Genomic DNA, 20,503 nt, shown 5'->3' on the forward strand with positions numbered 1-20,503 from the left:
TCCCGCAACCTTGCGCATGCACAAACATGACTGAAATCCGGCAATTATTGAACAGCATCAAGCAGCAATTGAAGCTGCAAGGCAAAACATACAGGGATCTGGCTGTGGCCCTGGATTTGTCCGAAGCCAGTATCAAGCGCCTCTTGAGTGCCGATAATGGTGCCAATATGAGTATAGAAAGGCTGGCACAAATCAGCCAGTTTCTGGGCTTTAGCCTTATGGAGATCACGCAAGAGGCAAATACCAGCAACACACGCATCCATAGTCTGAGCCCTGCGCAGGAAAAGGAATTGGTGTCTGACGCAAAACTGTTGCTGGTGGCGGTTTGCGCCCTGAATCACTGGAAGTTTGAAGAAATCCTGCACGTCTATCAACTCAGTGAAACAGAATGCCTGAGCAAACTCTTGCGCCTGGATAAATTATGCCTGATCAGCCTGATGCCAAACAATCGCATACGCTTGAATATCGCCAGGGATTTTGACTGGCTGCCATATGGCCCGATACGCCAATATTTCCACGACACAGGCATGGCAGATTTTCTGGATGCACCGTTTAGCCATGAATATGAATCACAGCATTTCATACACGGCATGCTGACAGATGCGGCCGCTGAAAAATTTCAGACCGAGATACGCCACCTCAGACAAAAACTGGCTGAACTGCATACTGAGAGTTTGAGCAGCCCGCTCAAGAAAAGGCGTGGCACCGCAGTATTGCTGGCCATGCGTGAATGGGAGCCAGCCAGCTTCACTGCCCTGCGCAGAAAACCTTAGTGTAACTTAGCTTAAGTTTACTGCGCTTGTTTGGGCCTGGGCAAAGTGACGGCACCCGGGATGATGATATCGTCGCGCAAACGCAAGAACTTAAAACCAAGCAAGCGGCGTGGCTTTGCCTGCTTGCTGGTCCTGGTTCTTTCATTGGTACGGCTAATGAAAGTATCAAAGCCCTCTTCCTTGACCTGTGGTTCGCCAGAGTTCAGGAAGTTACGCTTGCCATTCGCATCAACCACGACCAGGCCGACATGGGTGATGGATTGATATCCATCCTTGTCGGATACCACGTTCACAAAATCTCCATCGCGCAATTGGTCCAATACGGCATTGACCTTGTCGGCTTTGACATAGGCTTCATGGCTGATTTGCACTGGGATCGTTGTCTCTTTATGGTGCTGCTCGCGCAGGAATTTTGCCCTATCGACAACGATGTCATAGCTCGCCACTTTGTCTGCGCCAAAACCGGCACTGACATCTTTAAGCAACCAGGCGTTATTGGTATTCCAATCGACTTCCGTGTAATGGTTGCGCGTCACCACGCCGATCAGGCCGTCTTTGTAGCGTATGCGTTGCAGTGTCCAGAAAAATTCTTCCCAGGAACGGCTCAAAGCCATCGCATAGGTATGTTCAGCAAACACCAGGCAATCGCTATGCGTCAGGCTATACATGGGCAAGTTGTCATGCAGTTCAAAAGGGAATTCTCCCAGCAGGTTAAGCTTGTAGGGCTGGCCTATATTTTTTCTGGCGACGAGCGCGATGCGCTGGCGCAGGTCAGGTACATTGGCATGCAAGTACGCCAGGTACTGATCGACCTCTTGCGGCGTCATTTGAAAGATTTTTTTATTCTGGAATGGCTCAATAACTGATTTGACAGATGCAGTGTTCTGCTTATCTTGTGCTTGAGCAGGCGCAGTGATCAACGCAGTGATAGACAAAATAGAAGCAAGGGCAAGAACCAATACGCGAAGAAACATAAAATAATAGAATAAATGACAGGGATCACGCTTTATACCATAGCCTGTGATTCCCCTCCCCCGAAAAACAAAAAAACGCATACCTGCCCACAGGCCGTATGCGTTCACACCGTTCAAGACAGTAGCAATCAGACCAGCGCCTGCCTGGCTACCAGGACTCCATCGGCATCAGCATAAATCCAGTCACCTGGCTTGATCGCCACACCTGCCACATTGATGCGTGCGTCCCGCATGCCACCACCGTGCTTGGCAGCACGCAAAGGCATGGGTCCCATGGCCCGTACACCGATATTGCAGGCATTGATTTCATCCACATCACGGATACAACCATGGACGATGATACCTGCCCAGCCATTTTTTTCAGCCAGTGCAGCCAGATTGCCGCCCACCAGTGCACAACGGAAACTGCCGCCACCATCAATCACCAGAACATGGCCATTGCCTGGAGTTTCCAGCGTTTCCCTGACCAGTACATTGTCTTCAAAAACTTTCAGTGTCACTGCCTGGCCGCTGAATTTAATGTGCGCGCCATAACGCAAAAAAATGGGCGGGATAACTGCCAGCTCATGCGTGGCAATCTTGTCTTCGTTGGCATCACAAATATCACAGGTGGCAAAGCTCATGATTTATCCTCGTTAGTGTGGAACCCTATTCTAACCAGCTATGCTCAGGCCGCCAATGCCCTGGTCCTGCTGCCGACATTGACAGCCGTCAAGATTGCCAACACTTGGAAGAAACCGACACAGATAAATACCCAGGATGGGTGATGCGCATCCATAATGGCTCCAAAAATCAGCGGCGCCACTGCCAGGCCAGAATCAAGACCGGAATAGACTATGCCATACACACGGCCAGTCGCATTCTTGGGGGCAGCAGCACGTATCATCAAATCACGCGAAGGTCCGGCAACGCCAGAACCGAAACCGATCGCGCCCATAAGCAAGATAGCGATGCTTGCATTCACATTGCCGCTAGCAAGGATAAGCGAGAAAATCCCGGCAAAGCTGAACGCCAGGGTAATCGTTCTATCATGATTCGTCGTCCTGGCTGCCAAAAAACCACCCCACAGCATGCCACCAGCCGAAGCCAGCATATAAAAGGTGTAGGCAGTGGTGGCTGAACCCAGCGACATGTCATACATCTGACGCAAGCTGGCGGATGAAAAACTTTGTATGCCGCCCAGTGCCATGGCAATCATGAAGAAAAAACCGAAACACATCCATACCGCAGGTATGCGCATGAAATCCATCGTACCCTCGGCAGCTTTAGCTGCATGTGCTGCGCTTTTATGTTGCACTACCTCGGTATGCAAGAGCTCACGATAAAAAACCAGTACAGCCAATACGGCAAAAGGAAGGAAAGCTGCGCAAAACAAGGCTGTGCGCCAGGTTGTCAGACCGGCGATAGTCACCAGAAACACCGGCGCGGCCGCCCACCCCAGATTGCCGGTGATGCCATGCACGGAGAACGCATAGCCAAGCCGCTGGCTCGATACTTTTTTATTGAGCAGAGTGTAATCAGAAGGATGGAATACGCTATTCCCAACCCCAGCCAACACGGAACCCATCAAGAGCATGCTGTAATTTTGTGATATCGACAATACCAGAGCAGCTATACCCAGGCAGCTAATGCCGAAAAACAGTACTGCTCTGGCCCCAACTTTATCGACAATAAAACCTGACAAGGCCTGACCTATGCCAGAAATCACAAAAAATACTGTCATCAGCAAACCCAGCTCAGCAAAAGACAGGCTAAATGCATCTTTAATCCAGGGAAACAGGGGCGCCAGTATCATATGGAAAAAATGGGAAATACCGTGCGCCAGGCCAACGAGACTGATCACCATCACATCCTTTTTCATATTCTCTGGCGCAGCCTGGTTTGTCGCTAATGTCGTCATTAAAGTTTTCTCCTGTTTCCAAATGCACTCGCAGCCTGCAGCAAACAATCGTGCAGGCAGGTATTAAGTCAGCCATTAATAAGGAGTGTATGCAAATTCGCTCAGTCTGATTTAAGATAGATGGACAAACTTTATCGCATTTCCGCCAAACTAGGATTTATCATGACAATTGACATCCTCACCGATACCCGCCCCCAGGCACCAGACAAGCATCCCTCGCCTGAGCGCCCGGTGCGCCTGGCAGCCAGGAACTTGCCGACAGAAGAAGTCATCAGTATGCATAGTCACACCTGGGGGCAGTTTACCTACACGCCGCAAGGCATGATGCAGATACTGGCGAACAACAACGCCTGGTTTGTGCCACCGCTACGGGCAATCTGGATACCGCCGAATGTCGCGCATGAAGTACGCATCATAGAACCCTCGCATCTAAGGCTGCTGAATATTCATGCCGATTTTGCACCATTTCGCGGTTCGGATTGCCTGGTACTGGAGGTCTCTCCATTGCTCAGGGAATTGATCGCCTGCATGGAATTGATAGAAGTCGCCAGCCCGCGTGAATATCATATTGCCGCTGTCATCATGGATGAATTGCAAGCAGCAAAAGCATTGCCGATACGCCTGCCGATGCCCAGGGATAAACGACTCAAGAACTTGTGTGAAATTTTGCTGGCAGATCCAGCCGCTGGCCTGACGATGGAAGATTATGCGGTACAGGTAGGTGCATCTTCACGCACACTGTCACGCCTGTTTGAGCAAGAACTTGATATGTCATTCACTGCATGGCGTCAGCAGATGCGCTTATCGAAGGCATCGCCATTAATCACCAGTGGCATGCCTTTATCACAAGTAGCGTCTGAACTGGGCTATGCCAGTCAATCAGCTTTTTCAGCCATGTTCAAAAAAACTTTTGGTGAATCGCCATCGAGTTTTTTCAAGCAAAAGTAAAGAGCTTGCGCAAAATTGTCCCAGCAAGGCTATCGCCTTAGGAAACCTCTCTTGCAAGAGAGGTTCGTTCCGTTGGCGGTCAACATGTCGTCCGAAACCCCAACTACACCTATCGCTTCAGGAAAGCTCTCTGGCAAGGGAGCTTCGTTTCGTCGGCAGGCAACATGTTGCCTGAAATCCCGACTACACCACAGCGACGAAGACAGTACTTTAGTACCGAATTTGCTAACTACAGGAGCTGCAACGCAGCTGGGGCGGTTTTGCGAAAGCCCTAAAAAAAAGGGCAGCATTTAATTGCTGCCCCAACTTGCTTTCCTACCTTGGTATAGACCGGTAATCTACCCCCAAGTTCCCACTAATTTCAAGCCAGCTCCCCTGCTTTACTGAATATCAGCTCATGGTCTTTGGCATCAATCGCAATAATGTCCTTGGGCCCAAATTTGCCTTGCAATATCAATTTGGACAAGACATTTTCTATCTCTTGCTGGATGGCACGCTTCAAAGGCCTTGCACCATATACAGGATCGAAACCGGCCTCGGCAATTTTTTGCAGGGCATCTTCGCTGACCTGCAAACCCATGTCCATCTGGCGCAGACGCTGCTCCAAAGTCTTGAGTTGTATCTTGGCAATCGCGCCTATGTTTTTTGCATCCAATGCATGGAAGACCACAATTTCATCTATACGGTTGATGAATTCAGGGCGGAAATGGGTTTTCACTTCGCCCATGACAGCCATCTTGATGACTTCTGGATCACTGCCTTCCATCGCCTGTATCTGATGAGAACCCAGGTTGGATGTCATGACGATCACGGTATTTTTGAAATCTACCGTGCGGCCTTGCCCATCTGTCATGCGGCCATCATCCAGCACCTGCAACAACACATTGAAGACATCATGATGAGCTTTTTCGACTTCGTCCAGCAAAATCACGCTATACGGTTTACGTCTGACTGCCTCGGTCAGGTACCCCCCCTCTTCATAACCTACGTAGCCAGGTGGCGCGCCTATCAGACGGGCTACCGAATGTTTTTCCATGAACTCACTCATGTCGATACGAATCAAGGATTCTTCTGTATCAAACATGAAATTCGCCAGTGCCTTGCACAGCTCAGTTTTACCCACGCCAGTAGGCCCAAGGAACAGGAAAGAACCATAAGGACGACCAGGGTCACCCAGGCCAGAACGCGAACGACGGATAGCGTCAGACACCGCAGTGATCGCTTCATGCTGGCCGACAACACGCTGGTGCAAGGCGTCTTCCATATGCAATAATTTCTCACGCTCACCCTGCATCATGCGTGACACGGGTATGCCAGTTGCACGAGACACAATCTCTGCAATTTCCTCTGCACCGACCTGCGTGCGCAAGAGTTTCATCTTGCTGCCGTCTTGCTGGTTTTTATCCGCCTGGGTATCTGCATGCTTGAGTTGGGCTTCCAGCTCGGGCAATTGGCCATACTGTAATTCAGACATGGTTTGCCAGTCGCCACGGCGCTTGGCCTCATCCATTTGCAGGCGGATTTTTTCTATTTCTTCCTTGATATGAGTGCTGCCCTGTACCAGCGCTTTTTCTGCCTTCCAGACTTCTTCGAGGTCGGCATACTCCAGCGACAATTTGCCTATTTCTTCTTCAATCAGGATCAGGCGTTTTTTGGAACCCTCATCCTTTTCGCGCTTGACGGCTTCCTTCTCTATCTTCAGTTGTATCAGACGACGGTCCAGCTTGTCCATAACCTCAGGCTTGGAGTCTATCTCGATCTTGATCTTGGCCGCAGCCTCATCGATCAGATCGATTGCCTTGTCTGGCAAGAAACGGTCAGTGATGTAGCGATGCGACAATTCAGCCGCTGCGACTATCGCCGGATCAGTAATATCGACACCATGATGAACTTCGTATTTCTCTTGCAAGCCGCGCAGGATCGCTATCGTTGCCTCTACGCTAGGTTCATCAACAATAATCTTTTGAAAACGGCGTTCCAGTGCTGCATCCTTTTCTATGTACTTGCGATATTCATCCAGCGTAGTCGCGCCCACGCAGTGAAGTTCACCACGTGCCAGTGCAGGCTTGAGCATATTGCCAGCGTCCATCGCACCTTCTGCCTTGCCTGCACCGACCATGGTGTGCAGCTCATCAATAAAGACGATGGTCTGGCCTTCATCCATCGCAATTTCCTTGAGCACGGCTTTCAGGCGTTCTTCAAACTCTCCACGATATTTGGCACCCGCCAGCAAAGCAGCCATGTCCAGTGACAAGACACGTTTGGATTTCAGGCTATCTGGTACTTCGCCATTGACAATACGCTGCGCCAAACCTTCAACGATGGCGGTTTTACCGACACCTGGTTCACCGATGAGCACAGGATTATTTTTGCTGCGGCGCTGCAAGACCTGGATGGCGCGGCGGATTTCATCATCACGGCCGATCACAGGGTCAAGCTTGCCCAGACGAGCGCGCTCGGTCAGGTCCAGCGTATACTTTTTCAAGGCTTCGCGTTGCCCTTCGGCATCCTGGCTATCCACATTATTGCTGCCACGCACGGCGGAAATGGCTGCTTCCAGCGCTTTACGTGTCAGGCCATTTTCACGTGCCAGCTTGCCTGCTTCAGACTTGTCATCTGTCAGGGCCAGCAAGATCATTTCACTGGCAAGGAACTGGTCGCCACGCTTTTGTGATTCCTTGTCAGCCAGATTCAGCAAGCCAACGAGTTCGCGGCCAGCCTGCACTTGCCCATCCGTACCACTGACCTTGGGCAAACGCTCCAAAGCGGCTTTCAAGGCATTGCTGAGGGCAGTCACATTTACCCCTGCCCTTTGCAGCAGGGAACGGCTACTGCCATCGTCCTGGTTGATTAATGCCAACAAGACGTGCACAGGTTCTATGTATTGGTTATCATTGCCGACTGCCTGACTTTGCGCATCGGCGAGTGCTTCTTGTAGCTTGGTAGTTAATTTGTCGAGCCGCATGACTCTCTCCTGAATAATTAGTTAGCATACAATTTGGGGCAGGCCAGCCAATTTCAAGAATAGGCAAAGCTAAACTCGCAGTGCATTTCACGATGTTTGTTTTATATCAAAGACCACATGGATTTACATCAGATACAAATTACTTATCTTCCTGATCAGGATAGACTGCTGCTCAAACTGTCGTTTGCAGAAAAGGACAAGCCCGCCCGACAAGAGATAGACCTCCTGTTTACCCGCAGCACGACCATGAAGTTCTGGCCAGGCCTGCTGGAAGCCATGGGCAAGCAAGTCAAGATGAGCAAACCCAGCGCCGCCCATGCCAGTTCAGAACTGGTGCAAATGGAACATGAAGCATCAGTGGCTGAAATGAAGGACAGCGGTCACTTCAACGCGCCACTGGAAGATGATGTTGAAAGCTGGCCCCTGGGCAAAGAAGCCATGTTGCCTGAAAACATACAATTCCACGTCCACGCAAAACTGCCATTCAGGATGGAATTTACGGTTGCCGGTGGCAAGAATTTTGAAATTGCCATGGGCAAGCGTTTGCTGCATGGCTTTTGCAAATTATTCCAGGATGCAGTGGAAAAAGCGGATTGGGGCTTCACCCTGGAAATGATGGGCAATGCGCCGGAGGCACCTCCGGCGGGGATGCTGAATTGAGAGCTTAGCAAAAAAACGCCAGCTAAAGCCGACAAACTAAAGACGGCAAAATCTCAAGCGAATTTGCCGAATTTTTTAAATTGATTGGTTGCCTCTACCAATGCCGCAGCAATGCCAGGTTCACCACCAGAGTGGCCAGCATCAGCAATCATCTGCAAACTCGCTTCTGGCCAGGTATGGTGCAGCCTGTGCGCAGTCACTGGCGGGCAAACCACATCATAACGGCCTTGCACGATGACGGCGGGCAAGTGGCGGATGCGGTCTATATCTTCAATCAACTGGTCTTCGCGCATGAAAGCACCATTGATCATGTAATGCGCCTCCAGTCTGCCGAGGCCTATGGCAACAGCATCTGACTCAAAATCGGCAATTGTGTCGGGTTGCGGCAGCAGGAAGATGCAAGAACCTTCATAACGGCTCCAGTTACGTGCTGCCTCAGTATAAATAGCAGGGTCGTCACTGAACAAGCGCTTGGCATAGGCTTGCAGCAAATCGCTGCGCTCTTCTGCGGGTACACCTTCAGCAAAACGCTGATGTACCTCGGGGAAGAACCATTTCATACCATTCACAAACCATTCCACCTCTGCCTTGGTACACAGGAAAATACCTCTGAGCACAAAGCCCAGGCAACGCTCAGGATGCGCCTCGCCATAAGCCAGCGCCAGAGTCGAGCCCCAGGAACCGCCAAAGACCAGCCATTGCTCTATACCCAGCATGGCGCGAATTTTTTCTATATCCTCCACCAACAAAGCCGTCGTGTTATTGCGATATTCACCGAGCGGCAAAGATTTACCCGCTCCACGCTGATCAAACAGCACGATACGATAATGCGCAGGATCAAAGAAGCGGCGGTGATTTGGCGCTGTACCTCCACCCGGGCCGCCATGCAGGAAAATCACGGGCTGGCCGTTGGGATTGCCACTCTCTTCCCAGTACAGGGTATGAATATCATCGACTTTCAACATACCAGTACGATGTGGTTCTATGACAGGAAACAAAGAAGTAGTGTCAGCACTCATGATGATCGGGAGGATGTAGTTTAAATAATTAACAGGGATTATACCCATGTGTTTAAAGAAGCAATAGGCAATATTGCAATACCTGCGCGTGTATTGCGGTATAGACTTTTATTTCCTATGATGCTGTTTTTATATTCCATATTGCTGCCATGCCACTATCAGATTCCCAAGCAAAATCAAACGAATATGAACAGCCGGAGGTACCGGGCCTGTATCACTACTGGTCGCGCATGATGGCAGCACTGAATGGCAAGTACCAGGGGCACAATCCCGAGTTCCACAGAGACCGCCTGCTCCTGCATGTGTTGGGATTGGGGCTGGAACAAACCACGCAGCATCTTCTGCAAAACCGCCCTGGTTTTACCGATTTCCAGACATGGGCCTTTGCCACAGCAGGTATGCCATCTGGCAACGCCATCGCACGCTTGCACAATCTGTATCAAGATGTACCACTCCCGGATGAGATTCTGGACCTGTTCGGACAAGTCACCAATATGCCCGACGTATTCAGTGCAGAAGACCTGCAGCATTGGTCTGAACATGGCTTTGTGGTCTTGTCCAACGCTGTGCCAATTGCAGATTGTGCTGAGGCTGAACAAGTGATCTGGGAGGCGCTGGGTGCAAGGGAAGATGATGAAGCAAGCTGGTATCACAAGGGGCATGCAAACATCATGGTACAGCTATTCCAATCGGGCGCTTTCGAAAAAAACCGACGCGCATTACGCATACACAAGGCATTTGCACAATTGTGGGGGACGGCAGATTTATGGGCGACCACTGATCGCTGCAGCTTTAACGTCCCTGAGAAAGCGGGCCATATTTTCCAGGGGCCTGACCTGCATTGGGATGTGAGTTTGCATCAGCCCGTACCATTTGCAACCCAGGGCCTACTCTACCTGACAGACACACCGCCAGAACAAGGAGCACTGACCCTGGTACCAGGCTTTCAGCACAAGCTGGCAGCATGGCTGGATGCATTGCCAGCAAACGCCAGCCCCAGGGAACAGGATTTACATACGCTGGGTTCGATACCTGTAGGTGGCAAGGCGGGCGACCTGGTGATCTGGCACCAGGCCCTGCCCCATGGCAGCCGCCCTAACCGGGGCAGGAAACCCCGCATCGTGCAATACATCAATATGCTGCCCAGCCATTTGCAAGTACATGAGACCTGGCTTTAAAAACACCAGGCAATTTACTGAAAGAACGCCTTGTAGCTCGCAAAACCGGCAAAACAGCAAATAATGGAGCCCAGTAAATGCACACTGCTATGCAGCAAAGCCCAGCCATAGTCGCCACGTTGCAGCAGGCTCATGGCTTCTGCCGAGAAAGTAGAAAAGGTTGTCAGCCCACCCAGAAAACCAGTAATCAGAAACAGCCGCCACTCAGGAGACAACTGCGGATAGGCAGAAAAAAAAGCTACCGCAAAACCGATAATATAGCCGCCGCCCAGATTGGCGATCAGGGTACCGACCGGCAACAAGGGCAGCACACCGTTGAACCATAATCCCAAAGCCCAGCGCAGCCAGGCACCGAACGCCGCACCTATGCCAACTGCCAAAGCTCCCAGCCAGGTCATGCGACACCCTCAGCCCACTTTTGCAAGGCCTGATCATCGGTTTCACGCGCATCCACCCAGCGTGCGCCTTCTGGCGTCTGCTCCTTCTTCCAGAAAGGTGCCTGGGTCTTGAGATAGTCCATGATGAATTCGCAAGCAGCAAAAGCATCGCCACGATGGCGTGTAGCCACCGCTACCAGTACAATCTGATCCAGTGGCTCCAAAATTCCCACCCGGTGAATGACGACTGCATTGATCAGCTTCCAGCGTGCCTCAGCGTCTTTGACTATCTGTTCCAGCGCCTTTTCTGTCATGCCAGGATAATGCTCAAGCTCCATTGCACTGATGTTCTGACCATCGTTGATATCGCGCACCAGACCAACAAAGCTGACCACAGCACCTATGCCTGGATTCGCCTGACGCAATTGCGCCAGTTCGGCATTCAAATCAAAGTCAGCGGTTTGCACGCGGATTATCATGTCAGTCATTGTGTCAGCCTCCGGTAACTGGCGGGAAGAATGCCACTTCTGCACCTTCGCTAACAGCGGTATCCGGCTCGCACATCTGCTGGTTATATGCCATGCGCAAGGCACGGCCGGGTGCCAGCACTTCAGCCCAGACATCACCACGCGCTGCCAGCCAGACTCTGACTTCTTCCACTGTCCTGATATCATCTGGCAAGGCTACCTTTTGCTCAGACATGCCCAGCTTTTCACGGACACTGGCAAAGAAACGTAATTGTATATTCATCATCTAAAACACCGGGATTAAGAGCAAATTCAAGCGGGCAGCTTACATCAGGCTGCTGAAAGGGATATATCGTACCAGTTCGCCTTTGCGTATGATCTGACTTGGCGCAAGATCGATCAAGCCATCGCCCCAGACAGTCGAAGTCAGCACGCCAGAACTCTGGTTGGCAAACAGATCCAGCCCCCCCTCTGCATTCAGGCGGGCACGCAAGAACTCATTGCGCCTGTCCGGCTTTAACCAGTCGAAGTCAGCGCGCACCTGGTAAGCTGCTGGCTCCACTTTTTCTACACCCTGCATGCGTAGGATGAAAGGACGCACAAACAGCAGGAAAGTGACGAAGCTTGATACCGGATTACCCGGCAAGCCCATAAAAAATGCCTTGCCCACCTCACCGAAAGCCAGGGGCTTACCGGGTTTCATGGCGATCTGCCACATGTTCAGACTACCCTCAGCCTCAACTGCCGGCCTTATATGGTCTTCTTCACCAACAGAAACACCACCTGATGTGATGATGAGATCATGATCCTGGCTGGCACGACGCAAAGTGTCCCGTGTTTCGTCCAGCCTGTCTGGCACGATGCCATAGTCAGTGACGATGCAACCCAGGTCTTGCAATAAGCCATTCAGTGTAAAGCGGTTGGAATTGTAAATCGCGCCTGGCTTCAAGGCCTCACCAGGCATGGTCAGTTCATCGCCGGTAAAAAATACCGCGACTCTGGGCTGACGCAATACGGGCAATTGCGCCAGGCCTACCGATGCGGCCAATCCCAGTTCCTGCGCCCGCAAACGCGTGCCCGCTTTCAATATGGTGGAACCTGTCTGGATATCTTCACCCTGGCGACGCACCCATTCGCCACTACGTGGCTGGTGCCTGATGACAACAAATTCACCGTCTGCCAGACACTGCTCCTGCATGACGACCGCATCTGCGCCCGCAGGTATCATGGCACCAGTGAAGATACGTGCCGCCGTACCTGGTTCCAGCGCCTGTGGCACATGACCGGCCGGTATTCTTTGCGAGATACGCAGACGCGTCTCGCCGCTGGCGCAATCACTTGCGCGTACTGCATAGCCATCCATCTGGGTATTATCCGCGGGTGGAACATCCAATAAAGACGACTGATCTTCAGCGAGGATACGGCCATTTGCCGCAATCGTGGGGAGTTCTTGATTGCCCCCGGCTGCGTAAACTGGGCGCACGGCTGACAATAAAAAATCCAGCGCTTCTTGGGTACTCAACATGGGTTTGGACATGGTTCAGATTTCATCTCAGCTAATATAAGGACAAGCTACATTGTAGCCTGAGTCCCCAGGCTTTACTGTATGAGGCGAGAGTCAAGAACCATGTCTGATCTGAAAGCAATAAATCCGCAGGCAATAATGCATGCGGATTTATTTTTTAAGCATGACCGGTAACTACTTCACTACTAATCAGGGTGCCAATATCATCTGACCATTCTGGAAAGTTACCCTGACCCTGTCACCTACACGGTAATAGTTGTTGGGCTCTACCAGGACTGCACGCTGATCACCATTCGGCAGACGTAAAGTCAGCTCCAGCTTGTTCCTTGGGGTGGAATTACGTTCCATTTCATTGCCTATGACGCCACCGGCGATAGCTCCGCCAACGGTAGCCAGATCACGCCCCGTGCCTTTGCCGACCTGATGTCCAAGCACACCGCCTATCAGTGCACCAACCACCGCACCACCGCCAGAAGAACCGCCACTGCCGACATTTACCTCACGCACAGCAACAATCGTTGCTGTATCCACATAGGTATTCTGGTATTGCTGCGGATAATTCTGGGGATTTTGTCCGTAAGCAGGATACTGCGGCTGGGTCTGATATTGCTGTGGATACTGGTTTTGCGCATGGGCAGGATAACGCTGGACAGCACATCCTGCCAGAGAAACAGCAACGGCGATAGTGGCCAGGATAGTAAGCTTGCGCATAATGAACTCCGAAAAAAAAGTAATGTACTCAATCAACGCGGTACTCAAACTATTGTTGACCGCGGGCACAAAAATATCACGCGAAGTAACAAATAATTACGTTTTATTGCCAAAACGAAAATTCAATTAAACAAAGAAGCAAAAGCCGCTTCAAGTGCTATATCTCCTTGCATCATAGACAATTTTCATTTTGCTTAAGTGAAAATTGATGCGGACCAAATACAAATAAGAACTATTATCATTTACTTTTACGTTTCATTTCATTACAATTGCGCTCTAATTTTTCACATTCCTACCTCAGCCATTCTTGAAGAAAAGCCAGCGGTATTTATTTTCATTATCATCCAGGAAATATCATGGTTCACATCAAGAGTCGCAAGCACTCCAATTTCAATACGCGCATCAACCACACAATGACGGTGGCAGCGGCGGCATTTTTGCTGCCTATCGCAGCACAGGCCGCTGACCCTGCCCTGCCTGATGTCAAGGTAACGGCAAAAACCGAGAATGATTTCAAGGCAGACAAAGCGTCTTCCCCCAAATATACGCAGCCGCTGGTTGATACGACACAAACCATTAGCGTCATTAAACGCGAGCTGATTGACCAGCAAGGCGCTCTGACACTGACAGAAGCGCTACGCAATACGCCAGGCGTTGGCGCATTCTTCCTCGGTGAAAATGGCAGCACCAGCACCGGTGACAGTATCTACATGCGCGGCTTTGATACATCCAGCAGCATTTATGTGGATGGCGTACGTGACCTGGGTTCCATCTCCCGTGATTTGTTCAACATTGAACAAATCGACGTACTCAAGGGCCCGGCTGGTACAGATGGCGGCCGTGGTGCACCTACAGGCTCCGTCAACCTGGTCAGCAAACAGGCGACTCTTGATGATGCCATCTTCGGCAACGTGACTTTCGGCAGTGGCAGCCAAAAACGTGTGGCACTGGACTGGAACAAGGCCATCAGCGCTGAGCAGGGTTCTGCATTTCGCCTCAACGTAGTGGATCAGGACAGCGGTGTGGTTGGCCGCAATGAAGTTAAAAACAAACGCTGGGGTGTTGCACCATCCTTCGCCTTTGGCCTGAAGTCACCTACCCGCATCTATGTGAATTACCTGCATGTGCAGCAAGACAATGTGCCCGACGGTGGTGTGCCCACTGTAGGTCTGCCTGGCTATACCAGCCCTGACCCCAAACGCCCTTTCATTGGCACTGCGCCTAAAGTCAATCCAGAGAATTTCTATGGCTCTGTCAATGACTTTGACAAAGTCACAGCTGACATGCTGACTGGCCGCATTGAACATGACTTCAGCGACAAGGTAAAACTGATCAACACGGCACGCTACGGTAAAACCAGCCAGCATTACCTGCTGACATCCTTCATGGGTTCCACTGCCAATCTGCTGACGCCATCAACAACTGATCTCTCTACCTGGACACTGGCACGCGGAATACGCACTCTGAAAGACCAGGAAAATGAAATCCTGACCAACCAGACTAACCTGGTGGCTGATCTTGATTTGGGCGGCCTGAAACACAGCCTGGTTGGCGGCATTGAAATCACCAGCGAAAAACAAAATACCTGGGGCAATGATGGCCTGGGTACTTTGCCAGCAGCTAATTTCTACAACCCCAATCCCCGTGACCCTGTCACTGGCCTGAACCCGGTACGTAATGCCGTCTTTACCCGTGGCGCAACCAATACTGCCAGTGCTTATGTATTTGACACAATCAAGTTCAGCCCTGAATGGCAAGCCAACGCAGGCGTACGTATTGACCATTACAAGACAGACTATTCTGCTGCCAGCTTGTCCACGGCAGCGGCCAATCCAACTTTGCCAGTTGGCACACCAATCCCTACCAACCTGAACATGGCTGGCAATCTGGTCAACTTCAAACTGGGTGCATTGTATAAACCAACCAAGGACAGCAGCGTCTATGCATCGTATTCGACTTCCAAGCAGCCACCTGGTGGTTCCAACTTTGCCTTGAGCGCATCTGCCAGCAGCGCCGCCAATCCAAAGTTTGATCCGCAAGAAACCAAGAATATGGAAATTGGTACCAAGTGGGATTTGCTGGATCAAAAACTGTCTTTCACAGCAGCGATTTACCGTACCGAAGTATCCAATGAAGTCGTGCAAAACCTGACAGACTTGCTGTACTACCAAACAGGTAAAAAACGCGTGCAAGGTGTGGAGCTGGGCGTCACAGGTGCGATCAACCGCAACTGGCTGGTCAGCGCAGGTTACACACGCATGGATACCAGTGTTGAAAGTGGTCCACTGGTGACTGCCAGCGGCATCAACAACCTGAGCTACACGCCTAAACAAAGCTTCACAGCCTGGACATCTTACCAATTACCTATGGGCATCAAGCTCGGTGGTGGCGCACGCTTCGTTGACGCACTGTTGCGCGGCACTGATGGTGCAGTAGGCACACCAGCGAAAACAGAAGCCTACTGGGTATTTGATACCATGGCCAGCTATGCCATCAACAAAAACATAGACCTGCAATTAAACATCAACAACATTGCAGACAAAGTCTATGTTGCTGCCATCAACAAGAGTGGCTACCGCTATACTCCAGGTACACCAAGAGCCGTCAGCCTGACAGCAAATGTAAAATTCTAAAGCAATCAAACTAGCCCCTCTCCCTGAGGGGCTTTTTTCTGGAGCAATCGTAATGATGTTACATATACCTGGCGTGCTCAGCCGTGAGCAAGTCAGCGCAATAAGACTAAGGCTGGACGCAGCCAACTGGGTTGACGGCAAACAGACTGTAGGTGCGCAGGGTGCCCAGGTAAAACGCAACCGTCAACTGCCTGAGCACTCTGCACTGGCACAAGAACTGGGCCACATCGTTCTGGCGGCATTAAAAAACAACCCTCTGTTCTTTGCTGCCGCCCTGCCCTTGCGCATCGTGCCGCCACTGTTCAACTCTTATGCTGGTGGTGAACACTATGGTCTGCACGTCGATGGCGCTGTGCGCAATGTTGCCAATGCTAACTACAGTCTGCGTACCGATGTATCTTCTACGTTGTTCCTGTGTGACCCGGAAGACTATGATGGCGGCGAGCTTGAAGTAGTTGATACCTACGGCACCCATGAAGTGAAATTGCCTGCCGGTGACCTGATACTTTACCCCTCCACCAGCCTGCACCAGGTCTTGCCAGTTACCCGTGGTGAACGCGTATGTTCGTTCTTATGGACACAAAGCATGATACGCGACGACGCCCGCCGTACCATGCTGTTTGAAATGGACCAGAACATCACCCGCCTGCGCAGCTTGCTTGGTGACAGTGCAGAAGTACTGAGCCTGACTGGCCAGTACCATAATCTCTTGCGCATGTGGTCAGAAACCTGAAATTGCTTGTCACCTGCAAATTAAACAGCAAAGCCCGCAAAGATAAATTTCCATGCGGGCTTTCTTACTTAAAGGTAAACTTGCCTTAACCGAAGACCATTCATCCCAGCCAGCGCACTGAGACCAGACAAACATGAAATTTGACAAGCACACCAGCCAGTCTGCCAGGAGCATGGATGTCTAAGCCGTTTGCCGATTACCTGTCAAATAAAAGATTTGCATCCCTGGATGGCTTGCGCGCCATCAGCATCATCGCCGTCATCTGGCATCACACCGCGCCTGCGGGCATCAATGAAATATTGGCCAGCATAGGCGCGCAAGGTGTGCAATTATTCTTTGCCATCAGCGGTTTTTTGATCACGACCTTGTTGTTAAGAGAACGTGAGCGCAATGGCAAGATAGACCTCAAGGCGTTTTACCTGCGCCGTTCACTGCGCATCTTCCCGTTGTATTACGGTACCCTGGCGCTGTATATAGTCCTGGTATATGCACTGGAAAGACATTCTGAACCAGGTCAGGCTTTCTTTCACAACCTGATCTACTTTGCGACTTACACATCAAATATTTTTGTCGCCCTGGATGGACGAGTCATTTTTTATTTTGCTTGGTCACTGGCAGCGGAAGAACAGTTTTATCTGGTGTGGCCACCACTCTTGTTACTGGCAGGTTCAGTCAAAAGAGCCAGCAGCATCCTGATCAGCGTCATTGCAGTTTGCGTAGCAAGCCAGGTAGCTGATTTACATGCATTCGATATCATACAACTACCCATAGTCATCGGTGCCTTGCTGGCGATAGGCTTGAACAATGAGAGGCACTTTAGCTGGCTCTACCGTATCCTTGGCCAGACATGGTCAGCGCCTGTGTTCTTCATAGCCCTGCTGCTAGTCTTGCTCGGCAATATATTGCCTGGCTTTATTGCCTCAATATTGTTTGCGGGTCTGGTTGGAGCTTGCGTCATTCAGGAACGTCATCCGCTGGCACCCATACTGTCATTGAAGCCCATCGCCTATCTTGGGTCGATCAGCTATGGCATGTATATGCTGCACATGTTGTGCAAAAACTTTGTCACCAAACTTTTTGCTGTCTTGCAGATTCATGAACCACGTATTGCGGTTTTCTTGCTGACGCTGATTGTAGCTACCATCACCGCCAGTATCAGCTTCCGTTATTATGAATCCTGGTTTCTGAACTTGAAAACCCGGTTTGAGCGCTAAAACAAAAATCAGGCACGCTGCCATGCAAATTGCTCAAGCCTGGTAGCCGATCTCCTGCGTCCCCTGTGATCAGCACCCGCATCAAACAGCGGTATCAATGCGGCAAACCGGGCCGCCCAGGAATTGTCTGCCCTGAACTTGCTCAGGCCATCTGCACTGCTACGATGTCGCAGGCAAGTCTTGAGCAAAGTCGTGAAATCACTTTCCCCATTGTATAAAAACACGCCATCTTCATCTGCCCGCAAAGACATCTCACCAAAGTCAGATGACAAAACCGGTATCCCCAGCGAGCGGTATTCATAGTACTTGATAGGATCAACCGAGGCAGTCAGTAATTTGCGTTTGAACGGTATCAAGCCTACAGAAAACTTTTGCATGGCCTGCATGGCACGCGCATGGCTACATGCTGGCAGGATTTGTACATTTTTTGGAAGTGCGCAAGGTGGCGGCGTGAACACTGGCCCTATCAGGCGCACAAGAGCGCGGGGGTCAGTGTTTATCAGGGAAGAGGCCAGCTTGACCACGGCATCCCAGTCAAACCAGTGACCTATCGTGCCAACATAACCATACACTGGTGACTGCTCTGATCTTGGCAAAGCAGGCGGCAGGTTATCACTGTCACAGGCATTCAGTATCAGACTCAGCTTGTCAGCCTGATCCGAGAAACGTGAGACAGCGCTGGAAGAAACCACAATTTTGTTAACCCTGGCTGCCAGATTGCCTTCGGTATATTGCATGGCTTTGCTGGACAAGCCTTCATAGAAGGCCGGAAAATCATCCATGGCATCATACATGGATGCCATCTCAGGGTAACGCACCAGCACCTGCAGAGCTAGCTTGGAAGGTTTGCCGACAACGATCTGCGCCTTGGTATTACCGACAAATGCATCTATCTCTGCCATGGCCTTGCGCCAAAACCATTGCTGTAAAAACCCGGAAGCAGGCAAAGGCTCTATCGGCAAGGCAGGAACCTTGACCAGTGTTAGCCAGTCCGCTTTTTCTGGATTTTCTTTATCCTTGACAGTGCCAACAACAGTGGATGTCTGCACAAATTTTGATGCGAGCACGCGTTGCACATCACTCAGGTCTGGAAAGCGCGTGGGATAAGGGTCTATCCACAATACCTTCGCATTAAATTGCTGATGAAACCAGCGCACAAACTGATGTGGTCTTTGGGCAAAGCTGTTCCAGGGAACAGGTGAGAGATAGACGAGGCGCATCATGCAGGCTCAGCTTCAACTGCTGCTTCAACTGCTGCTTCAACTGCTGCTTCGCTGTCGCTATCAGCCAATTTATCCTGGGCTGCGTAATATTGCTGGAGTACACGCACTATCCGCCCGGCTGCAAGCCCATCGCCATACGGCGATACACCTCTTGCCATCTCTTTGTAGGCCAGCTCGTCATCCAGCAGTTTTTGTGTCTCTGCGACGATATTGTCGTAATTTGCCCCAACCAGTTTCACTACGCCCTGCTCTACCGCTTCAGGCCTTTCGGTTTCTTCACGCAAGACCAGTACAGGCTTGGCCAGCGCTGGCGCTTCTTCCTGCACCCCACCAGAATCACTGATGATCAGATAAGCGCGCTTCATCGCTGCCACGAAGGGGGCATAATCCAGCGGTGCGCACAAATGAATATTTGCACACTCACCCAGCGTTGCATGGGCAACTTCCTTGACGTTAGGATTTGGATGCACTGGGTAAAGGAACTGCACATCCGGGTTATCTTGCGCCAGCTTCAGTATGGCGCGGCAGATATGAGCAAATGGTTCACCAAAATTCTCACGCCTGTGTGAAGTGATGAGCACCATGCGCTTGCTGGCATCCAGCTCTATGCCCAGGTTCAGTTCACGTTCCGCCGTCATCAGCAAGGCATCAATCACGGTATTGCCTGTGACGATGATGTCGCTATCGGCCACACCTTCACGCAAGAGATTCTGGCGTGAACTTTCTGTCGGGGCGAAATGCCATTGTGCCAGGCGGCCAGTCAATACCCGGTTCGCTTCTTCTGGAAATGGGTTTTGCTTATCCCAGGTACGCAAGCCCGCTTCAACGTGACCAATAGGTATGCGGTGGTAAAAACAGGCCAGCGATACTGTCATGACAGTCGTGGTATCGCCCTGCACCAAGACCACATCTGGTTTCTCTTCCAGCAAGACTGCATCCAGATCAAGCAACATGCGACCTGTGAGTGTTGTCAATGACTGGTTGGGGCGCATCATGTTCAAATCAATATCAGCTTCAATATCAAAAAATGACAACACCTGATCCAGCATCTGGCGATGTTGTGCCGTTGCCAGCACCCTGACCTGCGCCCAGGGCTCTTGCTTCAAGGCCAGAATAACGGGAGCCATCTTGATGGCTTCAGGGCGGGTACCAACGACACACAATATTTTTTTCATGATGAATTACTTTCAGATTCAGAAATTA

Annotated in this window: 19 protein-coding genes; 7 read left to right on the forward strand and 12 right to left on the reverse strand. The window is 50.9% G+C overall.

From position 1 onward, the window contains the following. Positions 1-26: 26 nt before the first annotated feature. Positions 27-773 (forward strand): helix-turn-helix domain-containing protein, encoded by a 747-nt coding sequence (locus ACO0LN_RS08420; protein WP_422972734.1) that lies wholly within the window; start codon positions 27-29, stop codon positions 771-773. A 17-nt stretch (positions 774-790) separates the two neighbouring features. Here ACO0LN_RS08420 and ACO0LN_RS08425 read toward each other — a convergent pair whose 3' ends face one another. From ACO0LN_RS08425 to ACO0LN_RS08435, 3 genes are all read right to left on the reverse strand, one after another. Further along, positions 791-1,600, reverse strand: coding sequence for an N-acetylmuramoyl-L-alanine amidase-like domain-containing protein (locus ACO0LN_RS08425; RefSeq protein WP_422972736.1), 810 nt, complete (start codon positions 1,598-1,600; stop codon positions 791-793). Between the two features lie 275 nt (positions 1,601-1,875). After that, entirely contained in the window at positions 1,876-2,370 is a 495-nt protein-coding gene (gene rraA / locus ACO0LN_RS08430) for a ribonuclease E activity regulator RraA (RefSeq protein WP_422972737.1), read from the reverse strand. A gap of 44 nt (positions 2,371-2,414) precedes the next feature. Continuing rightward, the gene (locus ACO0LN_RS08435; protein WP_422972739.1) at positions 2,415-3,647 is read right to left on the reverse strand and encodes an MFS transporter; all 1,233 of its coding nucleotides are present in this window, start codon (positions 3,645-3,647) and stop codon (positions 2,415-2,417) included. A 162-nt stretch (positions 3,648-3,809) separates the two neighbouring features. On the opposite strand from ACO0LN_RS08435, the gene ACO0LN_RS08440 reads away from it, so the two are divergent. Beyond that, positions 3,810-4,595, forward strand: a complete 786-nt coding sequence (locus tag ACO0LN_RS08440) for an AraC family transcriptional regulator (RefSeq protein ID WP_422972741.1) — start codon at positions 3,810-3,812, stop codon at positions 4,593-4,595. A 361-nt stretch (positions 4,596-4,956) separates the two neighbouring features. Here the strand turns inward: ACO0LN_RS08440 and clpB are convergent, their stop codons facing one another. Continuing rightward, entirely contained in the window at positions 4,957-7,560 is a 2,604-nt protein-coding gene (gene clpB, locus ACO0LN_RS08445; protein WP_422972743.1) for an ATP-dependent chaperone ClpB, read from the reverse strand. A 117-nt stretch (positions 7,561-7,677) separates the two neighbouring features. On the opposite strand from clpB, the gene ACO0LN_RS08450 reads away from it, so the two are divergent. Beyond that, the gene (locus ACO0LN_RS08450; RefSeq protein ID WP_422972745.1) at positions 7,678-8,220 is read left to right on the forward strand and encodes a hypothetical protein; all 543 of its coding nucleotides are present in this window, start codon (positions 7,678-7,680) and stop codon (positions 8,218-8,220) included. A 53-nt stretch (positions 8,221-8,273) separates the two neighbouring features. Here ACO0LN_RS08450 and pip read toward each other — a convergent pair whose 3' ends face one another. Further along, positions 8,274-9,239 (reverse strand): prolyl aminopeptidase, encoded by a 966-nt coding sequence (gene pip, locus ACO0LN_RS08455; RefSeq protein ID WP_422972747.1) that lies wholly within the window; start codon positions 9,237-9,239, stop codon positions 8,274-8,276. 149 nt (positions 9,240-9,388) lie between these two features. Here pip and ACO0LN_RS08460 point away from each other — a divergent pair, with 149 nt between their 5' ends. Then, a complete protein-coding gene (locus tag ACO0LN_RS08460; protein WP_422972749.1) occupies positions 9,389-10,417 on the forward strand; it encodes a phytanoyl-CoA dioxygenase family protein in 1,029 nt (342 codons plus the stop codon). A gap of 14 nt (positions 10,418-10,431) precedes the next feature. Here ACO0LN_RS08460 and crcB read toward each other — a convergent pair whose 3' ends face one another. The 5 genes from crcB to ACO0LN_RS08485 all read right to left on the reverse strand — a co-directional run bounded on the left by crcB (position 10,432) and on the right by ACO0LN_RS08485 (position 13,497). Next, complete coding sequence (gene crcB, locus ACO0LN_RS08465) at positions 10,432-10,815, reverse strand: fluoride efflux transporter CrcB (RefSeq protein ID WP_422972751.1); 384 nt, start codon at positions 10,813-10,815, stop codon at positions 10,432-10,434. Next, positions 10,812-11,273, reverse strand: a complete 462-nt coding sequence (gene moaE / locus ACO0LN_RS08470; protein ID WP_422973110.1) for a molybdopterin synthase catalytic subunit MoaE — start codon at positions 11,271-11,273, stop codon at positions 10,812-10,814. Before moaE ends, crcB begins: the two co-directional genes overlap by 4 nt. Positions 11,274-11,286: 13 nt before the next feature. Then, entirely contained in the window at positions 11,287-11,544 is a 258-nt protein-coding gene (gene moaD / locus ACO0LN_RS08475; RefSeq protein WP_422972753.1) for a molybdopterin converting factor subunit 1, read from the reverse strand. A gap of 42 nt (positions 11,545-11,586) precedes the next feature. Further along, positions 11,587-12,786 carry a gephyrin-like molybdotransferase Glp gene (glp, locus tag ACO0LN_RS08480; RefSeq protein ID WP_422973112.1) on the reverse strand — a complete coding sequence of 400 codons (1,200 nt, stop codon included), beginning with the start codon at positions 12,784-12,786 and terminating at the stop codon, positions 11,587-11,589. Positions 12,787-12,975: 189 nt separating this feature from the next. Beyond that, entirely contained in the window at positions 12,976-13,497 is a 522-nt protein-coding gene (locus ACO0LN_RS08485) for a glycine zipper 2TM domain-containing protein (protein WP_422972755.1), read from the reverse strand. 356 nt (positions 13,498-13,853) lie between these two features. Between ACO0LN_RS08485 and ACO0LN_RS08490 the strand changes: the two genes are divergently transcribed. The 3 genes from ACO0LN_RS08490 (at position 13,854) to ACO0LN_RS08500 (ending at position 18,077) form a co-directional block, all read left to right on the forward strand. Continuing rightward, entirely contained in the window at positions 13,854-16,130 is a 2,277-nt protein-coding gene (locus tag ACO0LN_RS08490; protein ID WP_422972757.1) for a catecholate siderophore receptor Fiu, read from the forward strand. Between the two features lie 52 nt (positions 16,131-16,182). Then, a complete protein-coding gene (locus ACO0LN_RS08495) occupies positions 16,183-16,863 on the forward strand; it encodes a Fe2+-dependent dioxygenase (RefSeq protein WP_162058663.1) in 681 nt (226 codons plus the stop codon). 176 nt (positions 16,864-17,039) lie between these two features. Next, on the forward strand, positions 17,040-18,077 hold the full coding sequence (locus ACO0LN_RS08500; protein WP_422972759.1) for an acyltransferase family protein: 1,038 nt from the start codon (positions 17,040-17,042) through the stop codon (positions 18,075-18,077). An 8-nt stretch (positions 18,078-18,085) separates the two neighbouring features. On the opposite strand, the gene ACO0LN_RS08505 is transcribed toward ACO0LN_RS08500, so the two are convergent. Next, positions 18,086-19,300 carry a glycosyl transferase gene (locus ACO0LN_RS08505; RefSeq protein ID WP_422972761.1) on the reverse strand — a complete coding sequence of 405 codons (1,215 nt, stop codon included), beginning with the start codon at positions 19,298-19,300 and terminating at the stop codon, positions 18,086-18,088. Further along, positions 19,297-20,475 carry a non-hydrolyzing UDP-N-acetylglucosamine 2-epimerase gene (wecB, locus tag ACO0LN_RS08510; RefSeq protein WP_422972763.1) on the reverse strand — a complete coding sequence of 393 codons (1,179 nt, stop codon included), beginning with the start codon at positions 20,473-20,475 and terminating at the stop codon, positions 19,297-19,299. Before wecB ends, ACO0LN_RS08505 begins: the two co-directional genes overlap by 4 nt. Positions 20,476-20,503 lie beyond the last annotated feature (28 nt).

It is taken from the genome of Undibacterium sp. TC9W, from assembly GCF_049339865.1.
GTDB lineage: Bacteria > Pseudomonadota > Gammaproteobacteria > Burkholderiales > Burkholderiaceae_D > Undibacterium.